The organism is Caulobacter sp. GW821-FHT09B08 (genome assembly GCF_059418225.1).
In genome coordinates, this window is the sequence record NZ_JBWKPL010000001.1 from 1013839 (window position 1) to 1031473 (window position 17635).

At 68.8% G+C, this 17635-nt stretch carries 19 protein-coding genes; 8 read left to right on the top strand and 11 right to left on the bottom strand.

What is annotated here, in order from left to right; translation table 11 throughout:
• Positions 1-99: 99 nt before the first annotated feature.
• The 6 genes from AC07OA_RS04755 to sdhC all read right to left on the bottom strand — a co-directional run bounded on the left by AC07OA_RS04755 (position 100) and on the right by sdhC (position 5361).
• On the bottom strand, positions 100-420 hold the full coding sequence (locus AC07OA_RS04755) for a 2Fe-2S iron-sulfur cluster-binding protein (protein WP_494662607.1): 321 nt from the start codon (positions 418-420) through the stop codon (positions 100-102).
• A 43-nt stretch (positions 421-463) separates the two neighbouring features.
• The gene (locus AC07OA_RS04760; RefSeq protein ID WP_494662922.1) at positions 464-1684 is read right to left on the bottom strand and encodes an NAD(P)/FAD-dependent oxidoreductase; all 1221 of its coding nucleotides are present in this window, start codon (positions 1682-1684) and stop codon (positions 464-466) included.
• Positions 1685-1962: 278 nt separating this feature from the next.
• Positions 1963-2745 carry a succinate dehydrogenase iron-sulfur subunit gene (locus AC07OA_RS04765; RefSeq protein ID WP_494662608.1) on the bottom strand — a complete coding sequence of 261 codons (783 nt, stop codon included), beginning with the start codon at positions 2743-2745 and terminating at the stop codon, positions 1963-1965.
• An 11-nt stretch (positions 2746-2756) separates the two neighbouring features.
• Positions 2757-4544, bottom strand: coding sequence for a succinate dehydrogenase flavoprotein subunit (gene sdhA, locus AC07OA_RS04770; protein WP_494662609.1), 1788 nt, complete (start codon positions 4542-4544; stop codon positions 2757-2759).
• On the bottom strand, positions 4544-4951 hold the full coding sequence (gene sdhD, locus AC07OA_RS04775) for a succinate dehydrogenase, hydrophobic membrane anchor protein (RefSeq protein ID WP_494662610.1): 408 nt from the start codon (positions 4949-4951) through the stop codon (positions 4544-4546). The genes sdhA and sdhD overlap by 1 nt, the downstream gene beginning before the upstream one ends.
• 2 nt (positions 4952-4953) lie before the next feature.
• Complete coding sequence (sdhC, locus tag AC07OA_RS04780; RefSeq protein WP_494662611.1) at positions 4954-5361, bottom strand: succinate dehydrogenase, cytochrome b556 subunit; 408 nt, start codon at positions 5359-5361, stop codon at positions 4954-4956.
• Between the two features lie 379 nt (positions 5362-5740).
• On the opposite strand from sdhC, the gene AC07OA_RS04785 reads away from it, so the two are divergent.
• Positions 5741-7912: a hybrid sensor histidine kinase/response regulator gene (locus AC07OA_RS04785; protein WP_494662612.1), complete on the top strand. Its 2172-nt coding sequence runs from the start codon at positions 5741-5743 to the stop codon at positions 7910-7912.
• Between the two features lie 76 nt (positions 7913-7988).
• Here AC07OA_RS04785 and AC07OA_RS04790 read toward each other — a convergent pair whose 3' ends face one another.
• On the bottom strand, positions 7989-8921 hold the full coding sequence (locus AC07OA_RS04790; RefSeq protein ID WP_494662613.1) for an NmrA/HSCARG family protein: 933 nt from the start codon (positions 8919-8921) through the stop codon (positions 7989-7991).
• A 119-nt stretch (positions 8922-9040) separates the two neighbouring features.
• On the opposite strand from AC07OA_RS04790, the gene AC07OA_RS04795 reads away from it, so the two are divergent.
• On the top strand, positions 9041-9664 hold the full coding sequence (locus AC07OA_RS04795) for a TetR/AcrR family transcriptional regulator (RefSeq protein ID WP_494662923.1): 624 nt from the start codon (positions 9041-9043) through the stop codon (positions 9662-9664).
• 56 nt (positions 9665-9720) lie between these two features.
• Here the strand turns inward: AC07OA_RS04795 and AC07OA_RS04800 are convergent, their stop codons facing one another.
• From AC07OA_RS04800 to AC07OA_RS04810, 3 genes are all read right to left on the bottom strand, one after another.
• Positions 9721-10305: a GDP-mannose pyrophosphatase gene (locus AC07OA_RS04800; protein WP_494662614.1), complete on the bottom strand. Its 585-nt coding sequence runs from the start codon at positions 10303-10305 to the stop codon at positions 9721-9723.
• 246 nt (positions 10306-10551) lie between these two features.
• Positions 10552-11670, bottom strand: a complete 1119-nt coding sequence (gene zapE / locus AC07OA_RS04805; protein ID WP_494662615.1) for a cell division protein ZapE — start codon at positions 11668-11670, stop codon at positions 10552-10554.
• Between the two features lie 11 nt (positions 11671-11681).
• On the bottom strand, positions 11682-12626 hold the full coding sequence (locus AC07OA_RS04810) for a LysR family transcriptional regulator (protein WP_494662616.1): 945 nt from the start codon (positions 12624-12626) through the stop codon (positions 11682-11684).
• Between the two features lie 115 nt (positions 12627-12741).
• On the opposite strand from AC07OA_RS04810, the gene AC07OA_RS04815 reads away from it, so the two are divergent.
• Both AC07OA_RS04815 and AC07OA_RS04820 read left to right on the top strand, forming a co-directional pair.
• Positions 12742-13497: an SDR family oxidoreductase gene (locus AC07OA_RS04815; protein WP_494662617.1), complete on the top strand. Its 756-nt coding sequence runs from the start codon at positions 12742-12744 to the stop codon at positions 13495-13497.
• 84 nt (positions 13498-13581) lie between these two features.
• On the top strand, positions 13582-13779 hold the full coding sequence (locus AC07OA_RS04820; protein WP_494662618.1) for a hypothetical protein: 198 nt from the start codon (positions 13582-13584) through the stop codon (positions 13777-13779).
• Here the strand turns inward: AC07OA_RS04820 and AC07OA_RS04825 are convergent.
• Positions 13776-14411 (bottom strand): hypothetical protein, encoded by a 636-nt coding sequence (locus AC07OA_RS04825; RefSeq protein ID WP_494662619.1) that lies wholly within the window; start codon positions 14409-14411, stop codon positions 13776-13778. The genes AC07OA_RS04820 and AC07OA_RS04825 overlap by 4 nt on opposite strands.
• A gap of 97 nt (positions 14412-14508) precedes the next feature.
• On the opposite strand from AC07OA_RS04825, the gene AC07OA_RS04830 reads away from it, so the two are divergent.
• Genes AC07OA_RS04830 through murU form a run of 4 tightly spaced genes read left to right on the top strand, consistent with a single transcriptional unit; the run spans position 14509 to position 17633 of the window.
• Positions 14509-15363 carry a 1-acyl-sn-glycerol-3-phosphate acyltransferase gene (locus AC07OA_RS04830; protein WP_494662620.1) on the top strand — a complete coding sequence of 285 codons (855 nt, stop codon included), beginning with the start codon at positions 14509-14511 and terminating at the stop codon, positions 15361-15363.
• On the top strand, positions 15360-15815 hold the full coding sequence (gene tsaE / locus AC07OA_RS04835; RefSeq protein ID WP_494662621.1) for a tRNA (adenosine(37)-N6)-threonylcarbamoyltransferase complex ATPase subunit type 1 TsaE: 456 nt from the start codon (positions 15360-15362) through the stop codon (positions 15813-15815). Before AC07OA_RS04830 ends, tsaE begins: the two co-directional genes overlap by 4 nt.
• The gene (amgK, locus tag AC07OA_RS04840; protein WP_494662622.1) at positions 15805-16896 is read left to right on the top strand and encodes an N-acetylmuramate/N-acetylglucosamine kinase AmgK; all 1092 of its coding nucleotides are present in this window, start codon (positions 15805-15807) and stop codon (positions 16894-16896) included. The genes tsaE and amgK overlap by 11 nt, the downstream gene beginning before the upstream one ends.
• On the top strand, positions 16893-17633 hold the full coding sequence (murU, locus tag AC07OA_RS04845) for an N-acetylmuramate alpha-1-phosphate uridylyltransferase MurU (protein WP_494662623.1): 741 nt from the start codon (positions 16893-16895) through the stop codon (positions 17631-17633). Before amgK ends, murU begins: the two co-directional genes overlap by 4 nt.
• Positions 17634-17635: the final 2 nt, after the last annotated feature.

Consider the following 17635-nt stretch of genomic DNA (forward strand, 5'->3'; position numbering starts at 1 on the left):
CTTAAAGAGCGCGCGTCCTCCGCCCCCTACGGAGGCGGACAGACCGCGAAGCGGTCAGGTGGGGGCAAGTGGGTGCGCCACCGCCCCAGAAATCAAACCCTAGTGCTGGCTCTCCGGCAAACGCACCACCAGCCCGTCCAGGGCGTCGCTGACCTTGATCTGGCACGATAGGCGCGAGTTCGGCTCGACGTTCTCGGCGAAGTCCAGCATCGACTCTTCCATGGCCGACTTGTCGCCGGTCTTGTCGAGCCAGGCGTCGTCCACATAGACGTGGCAGGTGGCGCAGGCGCAGGCGCCGCCGCAGTCGGCGTCGATGCCCGGCACGTTGTTCTTCACCGCGCCTTCCATGACCGTCAGGCCCGGCTTGACGTCGATGACGTGACTGGCGCCGTCGTGCTCGATGTAGGTGATCTTGGCCATGGGTCCCCTGAGGCGTTTTTAGCGTCGCTTTTGAACAGGCGTTTTACGCCGCTACTTCTTTCATGGAAATCGTCGGATCCGCCAGCTTTTCGACGCTGACGGGCGTGCGCTTGGCGATCAGCTGCTTGCCGGCCATGAACTCGGGCGGGGCGTTGACCGCCTCGACCGCCTGGACCAGGTCGCCCTTCAGGTGGAAGACGGCGAACCTGGCGGCCGCCACATCGCCGCGCACCACCTGGCGGTCGGCGTCGAACGGCAGGCCGGCGATCTGCAGCTTCAGGTCGTACTGGTCGGACCAGAACCACGGGATCTCGTGCGGCGGCATGGCCTTGCCGGCGATGGCGGCGGCGGCCTGCTTGGCTTGTTCCAGGGCGTTGGGCACGCTCTCCAGGCGGAACTGGCGGTCATAGAGCGGCAGCGGCCGGTGGGTGACGTCGCCGATGGCGAAGACGTGCGGGTCGCTGGTGCGGGCCTCCAGGTCCACGACGATGCCGCCGGCGCACTCCAGTCCGGCGTCCTGGGCCAGCTCGACATTGGGATGGGCGCCGACCCCGACCAGGGCCGCGTCGCAGGCGATCACCGAGCCGTCGACCAGCTTCACGCCGGTGACATGACCGTTCTCGCCCTCGAAGCCCTCGACCCCGGCGTTGAGCACGAAGGTCACGCCGCGCGCGCCGTGATAGTCCTGGAAGAAGGTCGACAGGGTCTCGCAGGCCACCCGGGCCAGGACGCGGCTCTCGCGCTCGATGATGGTGGCGTGGCCGCCCAGGGCGATGGTCGAGGCCGCCGCCTCCAGACCCACATAGCCGCCGCCGACCACCGCGAGCTTCTTGCCGGGACCGAGCGCGGCCTTCAGGGCCTCGGCGTCGGCCGCCGTGCGCAGGGCCAGGACCCCGGAGAGGTCCGCCCCGGGGATCGGCAGGGCCCGGGCGCGAGCGCCGGTGGCCAGGATCAGGTGGTCGTAGGGGATCTCCTCGCCCGAGGCCAAGGTCACGAACCGAGCGCCGCGATTGATCGACACGACCGTGCCGCCCAGGCGTAGGAACACCCCGGCCTCCTCGTACCAGTCGCTGGGTTTCAGCTGCAGGCTCTCGGCGTCGGCCTCGCCCTTGAGCCAGGCCTTGGAGAGCGGCGGGCGTTGATAGGGCAGCAGGGGCTCGTCGCCGATCAGGACGATCTTGCCGACATGGCCATACTGACGAAGAAAAGCCGCCGCCGAGCCGCCGGCATGGCCCGCGCCGACGATGACGACGCGCGCGTTCAGATCGGCCGATACCGGTGCGTTCAAGTCGCGCTCTCCCTTTGGTCAAAAAAATGACGGCGGCGTCACCTTTTTGCAAGCGCCGAAAGCGCCCGCCCGGTTTCTCCATCGGGATTCCAGCGCGCCGGGTCAAACGAAACGCGCCGGGCGCGCTTCTGGAAGATCGACGACGATCGCTGGCGGTCAAGACGCGGCGACATCCGCCACGTCCCAAGTCCATTTGCTCTCAGGCGCACGACAGGCGAACCAGCGCCCGGCCAAAAGCCTGGAACGGCGCGTGGTTAGACCACGCGCTCGACCAGCATCTTCTTGATCTCGGCGATCGCCTTGGCCGGGTTCAGACCCTTTGGGCAGACCTGGGCGCAGTTCATGATCGTGTGGCAGCGATAGAGCTTGAACGGGTCCTCGAGGTTGTCGAGGCGATCGCCCGTGGCTTCGTCGCGGCTGTCGATCAGCCAACGATAGGCGTGCAGCAGGGTCGCCGGGCCCAGATACTTGTCGCCGTTCCACCAGTAGCTGGGGCACGAGGTCGAGCAGCAGGCGCAGAGGATGCACTCGTAGAGGCCGTCGAGCTTCGAGCGGTCTTCCGGCGACTGCTTCCACTCGGTGCGCGGCTCGGGCGTGTCGGTGTGCAGCCAGGGCTCGATCGAGGCGTACTGGGCGTAGAACAGCGTCAGGTCCGGGATCAGGTCCTTGACCACCGGCTGGCTGGGCAGCGGGCTGATCTGCACGGCCTTGCCGGGCGTGTCGGCATGGCCGTGGGTGCAGGCCAGGGTGTTGCGGCCGCCGATGTTCATGGCGCACGACCCGCAGACGCCTTCACGGCACGAGCGGCGGAAGGCCAGGGTCGGGTCGATGACGTTCTTGATATAGAGCAGGGCGTCCAGGACCATCGGGCCGCAGGCGTCCAGATCCACCTCGTAGGTGTCCCAGCGCGGATTGCGGCCGTCTTCCGGATCGTAGCGATAGACCTTGAACGACCGCGTGTTCTTGGCGCCGGCCGGGGCGGGCCAGTGCTTGCCGTTCTGGACGGTGGAATTCTTGGGGAGGGTGAACTGAACCATCGATCGTACCCTCAGTACACGCGTTGCTTCGGCGGGATGTAGTCGATGTCCTTGGACATCGTGTAGCTGTGCACCGGCCGGAAATCGATGTTCACCTTGCCGGTCGACTGGTCGAGCCAGGCCAGGGTGTGCTTCATCCAGTTGGTGTCGTCGCGCGAGGAGAAGTCCTCGCGGGCGTGGGCGCCGCGGCTTTCGGTGCGGTTGACCGCGCCGGCCACCGTCACGACCGCCTGGCCGATCAGGTTGTCGAACTCCAGGGTCTCCATCAGGTCGGTGTTCCACACCAGACCCCGGTCGCTGACCTTGATGTCCTTGGCCTTGTCCCAGACCGTCTGCAGGCGCGCGACGCCGCTTTCCAGGCTCTCGCCGGTGCGGAAGACGGCGGCGTCCTCCTGCATGGCCTTCTGCATTTCGAGGCGCAGGGCTGCGGTCGGCTGGTTGCCGTTGGCGTTGCGGAAGCGGTCGAAGCGGGCCACGTGGCCGTCGGTCATGCTGTCCTTCAGCTCGGGCTGGGTGGCGCCGGGCTTGAGGATCTCGGCGCAGCGCAGGGCCGCCGCGCGGCCGAACACCACCAGGTCGATCAGGCTGTTGGAGCCCAGGCGATTGGCGCCGTGAACCGAGACGCAGGCGGCCTCGCCCACGGCCATCAGGCCGGGGATCACCTGGTCGGGATTGTCGCCCGACTTGGTGACGACCTCGCCGTGATAGTTCGTCGGGATGCCGCCCATGTTGTAGTGGACGGTCGGCAGGACGGGGATCGGGGCCTTGGTCACGTCGACGCCGGCGAAGACCTTGGCGGTCTCGGAGATGCCGGGCAGGCGCTCGTGCAGGATCTTCGGGTCCAGGTGGTCCAGGTGCAGGAAGATGTGGTCCTTGTTGGGACCCACGCCGCGGCCTTCGCGGATCTCGATGGTCATGGCCCGGCTGACCATGTCGCGCGGGGCAAGGTCCTTCACCGACGGCGCGTAGCGCTCCATGAAGCGCTCGCCTTCCGAATTGGTCAGGTAGCCGCCTTCGCCGCGCGCGCCCTCGGTGATCAGGCAGCCGGCGCCGTAGATGCCGGTGGGGTGGAACTGCACGAATTCCATGTCCTGCAGCGGCAGGCCGGCGCGCAGGGCCATGGCGTTGCCGTCGCCCGTGCAGGTGTGGGCCGAGGTGGCCGAGAAGTAGGCGCGGCCGTAGCCGCCGGTGGCCAGGATGACCATCTGGGCCTGGAACCGGTGCAGGGTGCCGTCGTCCAGCTTCCAGGCGGTGACGCCCCGGCAGACGCCGTCTTCCATGATCAGGTCGAGCGCGAAGTACTCGATGAAGAACTCGGTGTCGTGGGCCAGGGACTGGCCGTACATCGTGTGCAGCATGGCGTGACCGGTGCGGTCGGCCGCCGCGCAGGTGCGCTGGATCGGGCCTTCGCCGAAGTTCTTGGTCATGCCGCCGAAGGCGCGCTGGTAGATCTTGCCGTCCACGGTGCGCGAGAACGGCACGCCCCAGTGTTCCAGCTCGTAGACCGCCGCCGGGGCGTTGCGGGTCAGATATTCGATGGCGTCCTGGTCGCCCAGCCAGTCCGAACCCTTGACGGTGTCGAACATGTGCCAGCGCCAGTCGTCCTGGCCCATGTTGCCCAGCGAGGCCGAGATCCCGCCCTGGGCGGCGACCGTGTGGCTGCGGGTGGGGAACACCTTGGTCACGCAGGCGGTCTTCAGCCCGGCCTGGGCGCAGCCCAGAGCGGCGCGCAGACCCGAGCCGCCGGCGCCGACGACGACGACGTCGAAGCGGTGATCAATGAACTTGTAGGCCGACATCAGAAGGCTCCGGAGAAAGCGACCTTGAGGATCGCCACGACCCCAAGAGCGCCGCCGAGGACGCAGACGAAAAGATTGGCGAGGACCAGCACGGTCTTGAGCGTGAAGTCGGGGATGTAGTCCTCGATCACCACCTGCACGGCGCCCTTCAGGTGGATCAGGGCCACCACGATCAGCAGGCACAGCAGGACGGTGTTGTGCGGGATCGACACCCACTCCGACGCGCCCTCGAAGCCGAGGCTGGCCAGGCGCAGGCCGGCGAACACGCCCCACAGGCTCAGCGGGGCCAGGGCGATGCCCGACACGCGCTCGGTGACGAAGTGGCCGACGCCGTGGTGCGAGGCGCCCAGGCCCCGGGCCCGGGACATCGGCGTGCGGAAGCGGTTGGCGGAAGAAGGACCAGCCATGATCAGAGCGCTCCGGTTTGAGCGGCGATCACCCAGACCACGATCGCGCCGACCACGGCGAAGGCGATCGCGCCCACGCCCGTCATGTCGGCGATCTTGGGGGTGAAGCCCTTGCCCGCGTCCCAGAAGGTCTGACGGACGGTGTAGGCGATGTTGTACAGGACCGCGACGGTCAGGCCGAACAGGACCAGCTTGCCCAGCAGCGAGCCCAAGAGGCCCGTGTAACAGGCGTAGGCGTCGGGACCGGCCGCCAGGGACAGGGCCCAGCCGGCCAGGATCAGGACGCCGACATAGAGCGAGATGACGGTCGCGCGGTGCAGGATCGAGCAGGCCATGGTGATGTGCCAGCGCCAGACTTGCAGGTGCGGCGACAGAGGGCGCTGGGGGAGGCCCCCGCTGGTCTCGGTCATGGTTGTGTCCAACCCTTTGGATTTGTGCGTTGCGGGATGCTTTTAAGCGCGGCGATGGGGGTGTCAACGCAGCCGCCCTTGTTGAGAAACGTTCTCAGGCCCCGGGTTTCGGCCGGCAAACCCCAAAGCTTGGCCTTGGATCGGAGGCCCTCGGGCGGAGGCGGGCGATTTTCGGGGCTCTGACCGGATACGAGGCGCGCGGGCCCCGGAACCCCGCCGGGACGATATCGCCGGAGTGAACATTTTCGCGGCGGTCGCGCCCGAAGGCCTGCCCCGAAGCGGGGAAATCGCGGCGACCGTCGTTCGCCGATCCAAGCTCAACCTTTCGTTCAGCCCTGGAAGAGTAAATGAGCGGTTGACCGAGTTCGGGGTGCGTTCAATGGCCGCAGCGATTTCGACGGAGGAAGGCGCGCCGGCAGACTGGCGGCGCAGACTCGCCGCCGTCGGCGACGTGCTGCGGGTCTCGGGCCAGGGCGTCGGCGGCATGGGCGCGCGGCTGGTGTTCTCGGCTGTCGTCTTCTGCGCCACCCTGCCCTATTCCAGCGATCCCGCGCCGTTCTTCTGGATGGCGACCATGGCCGCCCTGGCCGTCGGCGAGGCGAAGACTACTGGCCGCGCAACCGACCTCTTCGCCTGGATGCAGAGCGCCGGCTACGCCCTGGCCGGCTTCTACCTGACCTTCTTCCAGATCGGCGCGGCCCAGACCTTCGGGGTGACCCTCTACGGCGTGGTCATGTTCGAGATCCTGGTGCGCGACTACGCCCGGCCCCGACGGCTGCTGACCAATCTGACGCCGATGCTGATCTCGATGGTCGTGGTCCAGCTGGGGGCCAGCGCCCGCCTGATCCGCCTCGACCAGCCCTGGCGGATCGCCACCGTGCTGGCCACCACCTATCTTGTGTTCCGCGTCTTCCGCTCGCTGCAGATCGACCTGACCCGCGCCCGCCGCGAGGTGGCCGACGCCCAGGATCGCGCCGAGGCCGACGCCCGCACCATCCGCGAGGCCCACCGCATCGCCCTGATGGCCGAGGGCCTGGCCGGGGTCGGCCACTGGCGCGTCGACGTGGCCAGCGGCGCGACCATCTGGTCCGAGGAGGTGTTCCGCATACACGGCCGCGATCCCGCCGCCGGCGTGCCGGACCTGGAAACCCAGCTCAACCACTTCGACGTCTCCGACCGCCCGCGCTGGGCGGCCGGGCTGAAGACGGCCGCGGCGACGGGCAAGCCGTTCGAGTTCGAGAGCCGCCTGACCCGGCCCGACGGCTCGGTGCGCGACGTGGTCTGCCACGCCTCGGTCGAGCCCGACGCCGACGGCCGGCCCGCCATCCTGTTCGGCGCCCTGATGGACGTGACCGAGGCCCGCGCCCGCGAGGCCGCCCTGCTGGACGCCAAGCTGCGCGCCGAGGCCGCCGCCGACGCCAAGGCCGAGTTCCTGGCCAATATGAGCCACGAGATCCGCACGCCGCTGACGGCGATCAACGGCTTTTCCGGCCTGCTGGCCGACCTGCAGGACCTGCCGCCCGACGCCGGCCTCTATGTGCGGCGGGTCAAGACCGCGGGCATGACCCTGCTGACCGTGGTCAACGACATTCTGGAATTCTCCAAGCTGGAATCGGGCCACGTGGCCCTGTCGCCCCAGCCCTTCGCCCTGTCGCCGTTCCTGGACGACGTGATGGCCCTGTTCGCCGACCAGGCCGCCGCCAAGGGCCTGACCCTGTCGCTGAATCTGGCCCCGGACGTCCCGGCGGCGCTGGAGGCCGACGCCAACCGGCTGCGCCAGGTGATCGTCAACCTGGTCAGCAACGCCATCAAGTTCACCGAGGCCGGCGAGGTCCGCGTGGCCGTGCGCCATGCGGACGGCGTGCTGAGCGTGTCGGTGCGCGACACCGGCTGCGGCGTGCCCGAGGACAAGCGCGAGGGCCTGTTCCAGCGCTTCTTCCAGGCCGACGGCTCGATCAGCCGCCGCTACGGCGGCACGGGCCTGGGCCTGTCGATCTGCAAGGGCCTGGTCGAGCTGATGGGCGGGTCGATCGCCATGACGCCCGCGCCGGACGGCGGCTCGATCTTCGCCTTCGAGATCCCCGCCGACGAGGCCGCGCGAGCGCCAACGGACGCCAAGGCCGAGCGCGCCGCCCCGGCCGCCTGCGCCCAGGTCCTGGTGGTGGACGACGTGGCGGTGAACCGCGAGCTGGTGCGCGCCATGCTGCAGGCCGTCGGTCACGAGGTGTCCGAGGCCGCCAGCGCCGCCGAGGCGCTGAACCTGACCGCCTGCGAGCGCTTCGACCTGATCCTGATGGACCTGCAGATGCCCGAGGTAGACGGCTTCGCCGCCGCCCGCGCCGTCCGCGCCCAGGACAGCGCCAACCGCGACACCCCCATCGTCGCCCTCAGCGCCGACGTCCTGCCCGAACACGTCGAGGCCGCCGCCCGCGCCGGCATGAACGACCACATCGGCAAGCCGATCTCGCCCCTGGACCTGCTGGGCGCGGTCGAACGCTGGACGGGCGTGCGGGTTTCGGGGGGAACGGCAGTGGGGCAGGAACGGGCTTAGGGACCGTCGCGTCGAGCAGACGTTTTGGACGTCCGCGAGGGGTGGAAAGCGGACATGCTTCCCACCCGAGAGTTGCTCAACCGACGACGAACCTGTCGCGGTGCGCCTCTATGAACTGATCGAGCGAGGTCAGTGGCACACCCCAACTGCGGACGGCATCTAGGTCGACCTTGTAGCCTTCGACGTTGTTCCAGATCTCGTGTCTGTAGCCGAGTTCACCGTGGGGTTTCGCGAGCGCCTCGTCTTTAGACAGGGTAACCGCCGTAACCGTCTTGCCGGTGACGGCCGACACCTTGGCTGCGACCTCAGGCAAGGTGGCGTTTCCTGCGGCGAGGTCGATCTCGTGTCCGTGGAACCGCGCCGGATCGGCGAAGGCCGCCGCCGCGAAGGCGCCGATGTCTGTTGCCGCGATCCAGTCGATGCCGGTGTCGGCGGCGACGGCTGTCTCGAACCGGCCGTGTTCACGGATGCTGGGCCACATGTTCTCCACCATGGGCGGCACGAGATTTTCCATGATCATGGCGGGCTTTAGGATCGTCCAATGGCGGAAGCCCTGCGTCTTGACCATGTCGATCACAGCGGCCTTGTTGTTCCAGTACAGGGGCTCCCACCGCCCCTCGTCCCAACCGATGAAGTTGGTCTGATCGCCCGCGCGGGCGACGGAGGTGTGAACGACCGTATCGACACCTGCCCGGCCGGCGGCCTCGATCAACGCTCTGCCGGTAACGACCTCGGTCTCCGGGTCGCCTGGATGCGATCCCATCTGCATCGAGAACAGACCGCCCACGCCCGCCAGGGCGGCGTCGAGACTGACGGGATCATTGAAGTCGCCCCTGACCACCTCCACACCCTGCGCCGCCAACGACTTAGCTGCCGCCGAGGTAGTGTCCCGTGTCATTGCGCGAACGGAGCGTCCATCCCGCAAGAGCGCACGGACGACTGCGCCGCCCTGCTTGCCCGTGGCGCCAGTAACAAGGATTGGGCGCTGGTCAGCCTGCGCGTTCGTCATGGGAAACTCTCTCTGCTGGGGCGCTCTTGGCGCCTTGGGGGAGCCACATCTGGGGCTCACCATTACGAAACGCAAGAGTTCCGGTTTGATTAAGTTTCGTAATGTCCTACATGGTCCCTATGGATCAATCCGTGGATCAACATCAGCGCCGACTTCCCCCAGCGACTCGCGGGCGAACTCAGGACAGAAGCCGCGACGACCGACTGATCAACGCTACCCTCGAGTTGCTCGCCGAGCGCGGCTACCATGGGCTTACGATGACGGACGTGGCGACGCGCGCAGGTGCGTCAAAGGCGACCCTTTATCGGCGATGGACCACAAAGGCCGATCTCGTCGCCGACGCGGTTGATACGTTGAGCCCAGCTGTCTCGCCTCGGTATCCCGGTACGTCGCTGCGCGATGACCTCCTAGCGCTCCTGGAGCAGGCCGGAAACTGCGATGGCCGATCAGAGGTTGTCACCGCCACCATGGAAATGGCTCGGCTGGATCCCGACCTCTATCAGACTCTGTCGGCCCGCTTCTTGAACTTCATCCGAAGTGAGTTGGTTGCGCTCGCCCAACGGGCGGTCGATGAGGGACACGCGCCTCTATCTGACCTCGACCTAGACTGTATGAGCGAGGTCGTGGTCGCCCTGCTTGCACACGATAGCGGACCAGCTGGTGTCTCGGTTCCGCCTGAGCGTCTCGCCCGATTGGTCGACCATGTGCTGATTGTCCTGCTCACAGGAGCGCGCGCTCGCTGATCGTCACCACGCTCGATGCTGCTTGTGTTGACGTCCGCTATGGGCCGTTAGCCGCCCTATCCCCGGAACACCGTCAGCGCCACGTGCTGCAGCAGCATGATGGTCTTGGCGTCGCGAATGCGCCCGTCGGCGACCATGGCCAGGGCCTCGTCGACGGAGAGCTCCAGCACCTCGATGTCCTCGCCCTCGTCGGGATGGCCGCCGCCGTCGCCGATGCGCATCGAGGCGTCGTAGGGGGCCACGAAGAAGTGCAGAATCTCGGTCACCGAGCCGGGGCTCATGAAGGCCTCGAACACCTTGGTCACCTCGCCCAGGCGATAGCCCAGCTCCTCCTCGACCTCGGCCCGGATGCGGATCTCCGGCTCGGCGTCGTCCAGCAGACCGGCGGCGGCCTCGATCAGGAGGTCGTCGTAGCCGTTGACGAAGGCCGGATAGCGGAACTGCTTGACCAGCAGCACGGTGCGCTGGGCCAGGTTGTAGGGCAGCAGCGCCGCCCCGTTGCCCCGGTCGTAGATCTCGCGGCTCTGGGTCTGCCAGGTTCCGTCGCGGCGCTTCCAGTCGAAGGTCGCGGTCTTCAGGACGTACCAGTTGTCGGAGAGCAGGCGGGTCTCCTGGACGCGGACGCGGTCTTTGACGCTCATCGTGTGTTCCTAGTCCTTCGCATCACATCCAGGATCGAGGCCCGTCGCCTCGTCCACCCAACTTCTTCAGCCGTCATTCCCGCCCTTGTGGCGGGAACCCCTCTGTCCGCCGCAGGTGCGGAGGTGTGGCGCGCCGGCGCGCCATTTCGCTTCACGTGCCAGCTGAGCCAGGGGTTCCCGCCACAAGGGCGGGAATGACGACAAAGGGAAAGGCCGCGCCTGGAAGCCGCCCCCTAATCCCTGATCTCAGTCTCGAATTCGGGCCACGTAGTCGGCCGACCGCATTTCCTGCAGGCGCGAGACCGTGCGCTCGAACTCGAACGAGCCGTCGCCGGCCGGATAGAGGGCCTCGGGCTCGCCGGCCGCCAGGGCCACCAGCTTGGCGTCGGCTTCGTAGAGGGCGTCGATCAGGGTGTTGAACCGCTTGGCCGCGTCGCGCCGCTCGGGCGTCAGCAGCGGCACGTCCTCCAGGAACAGGGTGTGGAAGCGCTCGGCAATGGCCAGATAGTCCTGCGGCCCCAAGGCCTGCTGGCAGAGACTGGCGAACGAGGCGCGCAGCAGGCCGCCGGCGGCGCGCGGGAAATGCATCTTGCGGCCCAGCACCTCGATCTTGGCGCCGGTTTCCTCGGCGCCGTCCAGCATGTCGGCCCACAGGCGGTCGAATTCGGCGATGGTCTGCTTGTCGTTGGGCGCCAGCCAGGTGCGGGCCGCGCGCAGGCGGTCCAGGCGGAAGTCGACCGGCCCGCGCACGGCCACCACGTCCAGCCTGTCCTTCAGCATGGCGATGAAGGGGGTGAAGAGCTGGCGGTTGAGACCGTCCTTGTAGAGGTCGTCGGGCGGGCGGTTGGAGGTGGCCACAAGGGTCACGCCCTGGGCGAACAGGGCTTCGAACAGCCGGCCCAGGATCATGGCGTCGGCGATGTCGGTGACCTGCAGCTCGTCGAAGCACAAAAGGCGCGCGTCGGCGGCGATCAGGTCGGCGGTGGGGGCGATGGGATCGTCGCCCTTGTGCTGGCCGAAGCGGGCTTTGCGCTCGGCCGCGTCGCCCTTGCGCCAGGCGTTGATGTGCTCGTGCACCTCCGCCATGAACACATGGAAGTGCACGCGGCGCTTCTTGCTGACCGGGGCGCTGTCGAAGAACAGGTCCATCAGCATGGACTTGCCGCGCCCCACCGGCCCCCACAGATAGACGCCCTTCTGGCCCTTGGGCTTGCGGCCGAACAGCGAGAAGCCGGGCTCGCCGGCGTTGTCGAGATCGGCCTCCAGGCGCGACAGGGCGTCGACGGCGGCGGCCTGGGCGGCGTCGGGCTTGATCTCGCCCTGGGCCAGGCGCTCTCGATAGGCGGTGCGGACGGATGTGGGCATCGCCGATCCGGTTAGCGCGGCAAGGCCGATGGGGAAAGACCTGAAGCACGCTCGGCCTCGCGCAATCGCCCCCGCATGAACTCGACGAACGCCCGCAGCGGGGCCGAGGCGCCCAGTCGGCTGGGATAGTAGAGATGCCAGGCCGTGGGACTGGCCAGGTGCGCGTCCAGCACCCGCTCCAGTCGCCCCGCCGCAACATGTTCCGTCACCAGGGGCTCGGGTGTGTAGGCCAGGCCCAGGCCGTCCACGGCCATGCGGGTCAGGAAATCGAAGTCGTTGACGCTGAACGGCCCGTCGACCGCCACCTCGAACTCGCGGCCGTCACTTTCCGCGAACTCCCAGCGATAGTCGGTGCCCCGGGTCAGCTGGAAGACGTTCAGGCACGGAAAGCCCTTCAGGTCGCGCGGATCGCGGGGCCGGCCCAGGCGCTCCAGCAGGGCCGGGGCGCCGACCACCACGAAGGGGAACACCGGCGAGACCCGCACGGCCACCATGTCCGGCGCGATGGTCTCGCCCAGCCGGACGCCGACGTCGAAACCCTTGTCGATGATGCTGATCGAGGTGTCGTCCACCGCGATCTCCAGCCGCACGTCGGGATAGGCGCGGGCGAAGTCGGCCAGGGCCGGGGCCATGACCATACCGAAGGCCAGGGTCGAGACGGTCAAGCGTACGCGGCCGGCCGGACCCTCGCCCAGCGACCGCGCCGCGGCGGTGGCCGCCGCCATGGCCTCGACCGCCGGCCGCGCCCCGTCCAGGAACCGCCGCCCGGCCTCGGTCAGCCCCACCTCGCGGGTGGTGCGGGCAAACAGCGCCACGCCCAGACGCGCCTCCAGCTGCTTGACCGCATGGCTGACCGCCGCCGGGGTCACGCCCAGGTCGACGGCCGCCGCCGTGAAGCTGCGCCGCCGCGCGACCGTGTCGAAGGCCACGACGCCGTCCAGCAGGTCCCGCTGCATTATCAAATCCTGTTTGAAACAACGTTCAAACTATCAAGGATTATCGCGGAGAGGTCGATCCCTCATCTTCTCGATCACCGGGCGAGGCCGCCCGCCCAGATCAAGGAGAACCGTCATGAGCACCAACATTGAAACCAACGTTTCTGGCAAGGTCGTCGTCGTCACCGGGGCCAGCAGCGGCCTGGGTGAAGCCACCGCCCGCCACCTCGCCGCCAAGGGCGCCAAGCTGGTGCTGGCCGCCCGCCGCGTGGACCGTCTCGAAGCCGTGGTGGCCGAGATCGTCGCCGCCGGCGGCCAGGCGATCGCCGTCGAGACCGACGTCACGATCAAGGCCCAGGTCGACGCCATGATCGCCGCCGGCGTGAAGGCCTTCGGCCGGATCGACGTGCTGGTCAACAACGCCGGCTACATGGCCATCGCCCCGATGTCGGCCACCCTGACCGACGAGTGGGACAGGATGATCGACATCAACATCAAGGGCCTGCTCTACGGCGTCGCCGCCGCCCTGCCGGTGTTCGAAGCCCAGGGCTCGGGCCAGTTCGTCAACATCAGCTCGATCGCCGGCCGCAAGGTCTTCAGCCCGGGCGGCACGGTCTATAGCGGCACCAAGTTCGCGGTGCACGCCATCTCGGAAGGCCTGCGCCACGAAGTGGGCTCCAAGATCCGCGTGACCGTGATCTCGCCCGGCGGCGTCAACACCGAGCTCAAGCACGGCAGCTCGGACCCCGAGTCGATCAAGGGCCTGGACGCCTTCTACGAGATCGCCATCGGCGCCGACGCCATCGCCCGCGCCATCGCCTTCGCGGTGGAGCAACCGGCCGACGTCGACGTCAGCGAGATCGCCGTCCGCCCGACCGCCCAGGACTTCTAGTCCGCGGGGCCTTCGCCTCCGGCCATGAAACGTGGCTGGAGGCGAGGTCGTTACCTCCCTGCCAAGTCAGAGGAGACCAGACCCATGGCCCCACCCGACCGCAGCTTCAACGACCTTCCCTCGGACCTCGACCGCTCCGGCGCCACCGAGGCCCGCTACGCCGCCGACGACAATCTGGACCTGGACGCCGGCGCCGAGCCGCACAACGACCAGCTCGACAGCCGTCACGGCCGCAAGACCCGCCAGGCCCGCAAGGACGAGATCAGCAACCGGCCGGTCTAGGCCCCCAGATCCTTCCGCACGAACCGATAGGTCTCGCGCCGTTCGCAGGCGCAGGCTTTCATCTGGCCGTCGCGGGTCCACCAGACCAGCAGCGGATAGGCGAAGTTCACCCCGTTCCGCTTGAGCAGCGGCCGCAGATCCTCGACGGTCTTGCGGCCGGCCTCGATCACGGCGGTGCGGGCCACGTCGCCGTCGGCGGGCTTGAGGTCGGCGGCCGTCCAGGCCTCGACGGGCGTGGCGTCCCACTTTTCCGACAACGCCCAGCTGCGGTTCAGCCACAGCTCGGCCACCGTGGCCCGCTCGGCTGGGGTGGATTTGGGGAGGCCGTTGCGGTCGGCGCGGGCGATCTCGATCAGCCGGGTATCGACGCCGACCTTGTGCAGCGCCGGATACTCCTCCTTCTTGAACCGCACGCAGTCGGGGCAGGTGCGGAAGCTGACCATGTAGAGCCGTGGCCCCTTCAGCCCCGGCGACACCCAGCCTGAGCCCTCCAGGATGCGGGCGATCTCGACCTGGTTCCTGGTGATCGTCTTGGGCCGCCAGCGCAGCTCGAGGTTCCAGTAGGCCCACGCGCCGGCGCCGACGGCGGCGATCACGACAGCGGCGACGAGCCAGAGGCCGAAACGCTTCATGCTGTGCTCCTCTTCCCGCGCTCAACCTCCGACGTCGCGACCCGGCCGTCAAATCCCCGCGCTTGGAACGACGCGGGGGCTTGTCTAGACTCCAGCCATGACCAGCCCGCAGGCCGCCATGTCGGCCCGCCCCCACATCATCGACACGCTCATCGCCGAGCGCGCGCCCAAGCTGTGCGGCTCGCCGGCCTGGCCGCTGGCGCGCGGGCCGGTGCACGCCCTGCTGAGCTACGGCAAGGCCCGGGCCATGGTCGACGCCATCGCGCCCCTGGGCGGCCGCGCGGCCCTGGAGCACGTGTCCGACCTGCTGGGCCTGGAGGTCGCGGTCCAGGGCCTGGAGAACCTCCCCGCCAAGGGCCGGGCGGTCGTGATTTGCAACCATCCCACGGGCATCGCCGACGGCATGGCGGTATACGACGCCCTCAAGGCCCGGCGGCCGGACATGCGGTTCTACGCCAATGCCGACGCCCTGCGGGTCTGTCCCGGGCTGGACGAAGTGCTGATCCCCGTCGAATGGGTCGAGGCCAAGCGCACCCTGGCCGACACCCGCCGGGTGGTCGAGCGCACCCGGACGGTGCTGAAGGCCGAGCAGGCCCTGATGATCTTCCCGGCCGGCCGCCTGGCCACCCAGGTGGACGGCCGGCTGACCGACAAGCCGTGGCAGGCCTCGGCCGTGTCGGTGGCCCGCTGGGCCGACGCCCCCATCGTGCCGATGCACCTATCAGGCCCCTGGTCGACCCTGTTCCACCTGTTCGACGGCTGGATCCAGGAGCTGCGCGACATCACCCTGTTCCACGAGATGCTGAACAAGCGCGGCCGGAAGTTCTCGCTGATCGTCGGCAAGCCGATTCCAGCCAAGGCCCTGGACCCCGACGCGGCCATGGCCGTCGGCGCCCTCAAGCACTTCATCGAACGGGTGCTGCCCACCAATCCCGACGCGGTGCTCACATGATCGAGATCGACCTGTCCGACGAAGCCGCGACCCAAGCCCTGGGCGAAAGGCTGGCCTCCGTCCTGCGCCCCGGCGACGCCCTGTGCCTGACCGGCCCCCTGGGCGCGGGCAAGTCGACCCTGGCCCGGGCTCTCGTCCGCGCCCTGACCTCGCCCGACCAGGAGGTGCCCAGCCCGACCTTCACCCTGGTGCAGTTCTACGACGGCCCCGACTTCCCCGTGGCCCATTTCGACCTCTACCGCCTGACCGACCCGGACGAGGCCTACGAGATCGGGCTGGAGGAGGCGCTGGAGGACGGGGCGGCCCTGATCGAATGGCCCCAGTGCCTGGAGGGGCGCCTGCCGCCCAACCGACTCGCTATAGACATCGCCCCCACGGGCGAGGATGGAGAGGCGCGGCGCGCCACCCTCACGCCGCACGGAACCTTCGAAGGACGCAAGCTTGAGCTCTGAACGCGAAACCCTCAAGGCGGCCTTCCTGACGGCCAACGGCTTCGGCGACGCCCGCCGCGAGCCGCTCGGCGGCGACGCCTCGACCCGAGCCTACGAGCGCCTGCACCGGGAAGGCGAGAGCTTCATCTTCATGGACCAGCCGCCGGCCCTGGAAAGCGTGGTCTGTCCGCCCGGCGCCGACGAGGCCCAGCGCATCGCACTCGGCTACAACGCCGCCGCGCGCCTGGCCGCCGGCTCGGTCGCCGCCTTCGTGGCCACGGCCGCTTACCTGCGCGAGCGCGGCCTGTCGGCGCCGGCCATCCTGGCCCACGACGTCGAGGCCGGTCTGGCGGTGCTGGAGGACCTGGGCGACGGCCTCTACGCCACCCTGATCGCCGATGGCCAGGACGAGACCCCGCTCTACGAGGCCGCCGTCGATGTGCAGGTGGCCCTGCACGGCGAGGCCCCGCCGGACGTGCTCGTGGCGGAAGGCGGCGTCAGCTGGCCTCTCCTGACCTACGACACCCTGGCCCTGAAGATCGCCACCGACACCTTCCTGGAGTTCTGGCCCAAGTTCTCCGGCCTGCCCGCCTTCGGCCCCGAGGCCGTGGCCGAATGGGACACCCTGTGGGCCCCGGTCTGGGTGCGCGGCGAGGCCGGCGCATCCGTCTTCACCCATCGCGACTATCACGCCCAGAACCTGCTCTGGCTGCCGGGCCGCGAGGGCGTGGCGCGTGTGGGCCTGCTGGACTTCCAGGACGCCCTGCGCGCCCACCCCGCCTGGGACCTGACGCACCTGCTGCAAGACGCCCGCCGCGACGTCTCGCCCGAGTTGGAACAGGCCATGCTGGACCGCTATCTGGCCGCCCGTCCCTCGGTAGAGCGCGAAGGCTTCATCGCCGACTACCGGGCCCTGGCCGCCTCCAACGCCGCGCGGATCCTGGGCCGGGTGTTCGCCCGCCAGGCCCTGCTGGGCCGCCCGCAGTACGAGGCCTACATGCCGCGCACCTGGCGCTACCTGGAGCGCAACCTGCAGGACCCGGCCATGGCGGGCCTCAAGGCCTGGTTCGACAAGTACGTGCCCGCGGAGTTCCGTCGATGAGCGCGCCCCCCAAAGAAGCGCCCAAGATCGCCATGGTTCTCGCCGCCGGCCTGGGCACGCGCATGCGTCCCCTGACCGACGATCGGCCGAAAGCCCTGGTCGAGGTGGGCGGCAAGGCGCTGATCGACCACATGCTGGACCGCCTGGCCGCCGCCGGGGTCGAGACGGCCGTGGTCAATGTCCACTATTTCGCCGACCGGCTGGAGGCGCATCTGCGCGCGCGCGCCGAGACCCATCCCCTGCCCCACATCGTCATCTCCGACGAGCGCGCCCAGGCCCTGGAGACCGGCGGCGGCGTCAAGCACGCCCTGCCCCTGCTGGGCGAAGCGCCGATCTGGGTGGCCAATATCGACTCCGTCTGGATCGAGGACGCCTCGGCCATCGAGGCCGTGGCCCGCGCCTGGGACCCGGACCGCATGGACGTCTGCCTGATGCTGGCCTCGACGACGGAATCTCTGGGCTTCCACGACACCGGCGACGTGTTCCTGGGCGAGGACGGCGTCGTGCGCTTCAAGGACCCGGGCGAGATCGCGCCGCTGGTCTATGTGGGCGTCCACATCTGCAAGCCCCACGTCGTGGCCGACGGTCCGGAGGGGCCGTTCTCGCTGCTGCCGATCTGGAAGGCCCTGGCCAAGGACCACCGCGTCCATGGCGTCTCCCCGACCGGGGTCTGGATGCACGTGGGCGATCCCGGCGCACGGGACATCGCCGAGGCCCGGCTGGCCGGACACGACTAGCG